The sequence below is a fragment of the Saccharopolyspora elongata genome, assembly GCF_004348985.1.
Taxonomy (GTDB): Bacteria; Actinomycetota; Actinomycetes; order Mycobacteriales; family Pseudonocardiaceae; genus Saccharopolyspora; species Saccharopolyspora elongata.
The window spans coordinates 1-2,011 of record NZ_SMKW01000200.1; the positions used below are offsets into that span (position 1 = coordinate 1).

Annotated in this window: 1 pseudogene; it reads right to left on the bottom strand. The window is 72.9% G+C overall.

Features of this window, described 5'->3' with window-relative positions:
- Positions 1-2,011 (bottom strand): annotated as a pseudogene (locus tag E1288_RS47780) (hypothetical protein); the annotation flags it as partial.

The following is a 2,011-nucleotide window of genomic DNA, read 5'->3' on the forward strand; positions in this document are numbered from 1 at the left end:
CGCCCCCACCGGCGCAGAACCCGAGACTGCCCCCGCCGAAGTGCCCCCAGCCGTAGCGGCCGTAACGGCCCCGGGGGCACCCGAGGCAGCCGCCGCAGGAGCCTGCGACACCGGGGCGGTCGCCGGCGCCTGACCGGAACCTTGCCCCGTCCCCGAAACAGAACCCGAGCCGGTGCCGGCCGCCGCAGCCGGCGCCTGGATCGGTGTCGAGGTCGCGGCGTCGCGGCCACCATCAGTGCCGGAATCGACCGCGGCATGGGAAACGACCGGAGCATCAACCGACACCGGCGCGCCGGTGTCCTTGGCGACCGGGACACCAGAACCAGAAGGTGTCCGCGCCGACGTCGACTCGCCACCAGACTCACCAGCCGACTCCCGACCACCACCAGGCACGCCGACCAACCCACCGACCCGCTCATCACCAGGCGTGCTGGCCCACTCGCGATGACCGGAAGACTCGCCGACGCTCTCGCCTCCGGGCTCCTCCCCGCGTTCGCCGCCAGGCACGCTGGTCGACCCACCAGCCCGCTCACCGCCAGGCGTGCTAGTCGACTCGCGATTACCGCCAGACTCGCCGCCGCTCTCGCCTCTAGGCTCATCGCCGCGCTCGCCGCCGGGCACGCTGGTCGACCCACCGACCCGCTCCCCGCCAGGCTCACCGGTGAACCCGCGATCACCAGACTCACCAGCCGACTCCCGACCACCGCCAGGCGTGCCGGTCGACTCACCGACCCGCGCACCGCCAGACACATCACCGCGTTCGCCGCTGGGCACGCTGGTCGACTCGGCCCCGGGCTCCCGCACCCCATCGGGCTGACCCGCGGACCGACCGGCGGATTCGGACCCGGGCTCCCGCACGGCATCGGGCTGACCGGTGGGGTCAGAGCTCGGGTTGGCCTGATTGCGGGTGACAACCTCATCGGCGTTGGGTGCCGACCCGGAACCTGCCCCGTGGGGCTCGGACTGCGCGGAACCACCCAACCCGAACCCCTCGCTCCCGGGAGTACGGGCGGAATGCGTGACGACCTCGCCCGGGCTGCGCTCACCGGTGGCGCCTGACTGCGGAACATCCGGCGCCGACGGGACCTGCCGATGACCTTCCGGCACCCGCTGCTGCTGCCCGCCACCAGACTCTTCCCGGACCGCCTCGGACCGTCCCGGATCACCCGACGTGGCCGGGACCTGGGCATCCGGCTGCCCCGGCCGCGACGCAACAACACCCACCGGATCCACAATGGACTTGGTGTCCGACCCGCCCTCGGTACCGACCCGCTCACCCGGCACGCTCCGGCCACCAGAGGTTTCCCCACCTCCAGACACAGCACCAGAACCCCCGGCAACACTGATGTGCCGGGGCTCGCCCACCGAGGCGGGGCTGTGCTCGTCGCCGGGTTGGTGCTGGCCCTTGCCCGGCAGCACGGCATCCCGACCACCACCAGAACCGCCCTGACCGGAGGAGTGGACGGAAATAGCCGGTGGGACGGCAGTTCCGCCGGTGAACGCCCCCAGCCCCGGCCCACCATCGCCGCTGCCACCGCCGGACTCACCGCTGGCGTCGTCCGCGTCGGTGTCGCCGCCGTAGCCGGACTCGCTGCCCGCGTCGTCCGCATCGGTGTCGCCGCCGTAGCCGGACTCGCTGCCCGCGTCGTCCGCATCGGTGTCGCCGCCGTAGCCGGACTCGCTGCTGGCGTCGTCCGCATCGGTGTCGCTGCCGTAGCCGGACTCACCGCCCGCGTCGTCCGCATCGGTGTCGCCGCCGTAGCCGGACTCACCGCCCGCGTCGTCCGCATCGGTGTCGCCGCCGTAGCCGGACTCACCGCTACCGCCGCCGGACTCACCGCTGCTGCCGCCGGACTCGCCGCTGTCGCTGCCGAACTCGCTGCCCGCGTCGTCCGCGTCCGCGTCTGCGTCCTCGTCGCTGCCGTAGCCGCTGTCAGCATCCTCATCGCCCGGGACATGCTTGTTGGCTTCCTGTTCCAACACCAGCCCGCTCAGACCCGCCCCCGCCTTC